1 protein-coding gene is annotated in these 379 nt (G+C 61.7%); it reads left to right on the top strand.

The genetic code is table 11. The annotated features are described in order from the left end of the window. Positions 1–379: transposase (locus tag ACLHZ1_RS20685; RefSeq protein WP_427263549.1), on the top strand; the 379-nt coding region annotated here is incomplete at both ends.

Genomic DNA, 379 nt, shown 5'->3' with positions numbered 1-379 from the left:
GCAAGCTGGGGCGCCAGGATGCGCTGGTGCAGCTCAAGACCAGTCCACAGGCACGCAAAAAGTGGCCGCAACTGCCGGACACGGTGGAAGCTCGCTTGCTGACCCGCAGCATCAACGGCAAAGAGCGGCAAGTGCTGACCTCGATGGTTGACCCGATGCGCTTTCCGGGGGCCGAGATTGTCGAGCTTTACAGCCATCGCTGGGAAATCGAACTGGGGTATCGGGAGATGAAACACAGCCTGCAGCAGCACAGACTGACCCTGCGCAGCAAGAAGGCGGCGGGGATACGGCAAGAGCTGTGGGGCGTGCTGCTGGCCTATAACCTGCTGCGTAGCCAGATGGTGAAGATGGCGGCGAGCCTGAAGGGATACACGGCGAG

Origin of the sequence: Aeromonas sobria (genome assembly GCF_050266975.1) — a bacterium.
GTDB lineage: Bacteria > Pseudomonadota > Gammaproteobacteria > Enterobacterales > Aeromonadaceae > Aeromonas > Aeromonas sobria_B.
The sequence above is the reverse complement of the archived record's forward strand: the minus strand, read 5'-3'. Positions and strand labels throughout refer to the sequence as shown.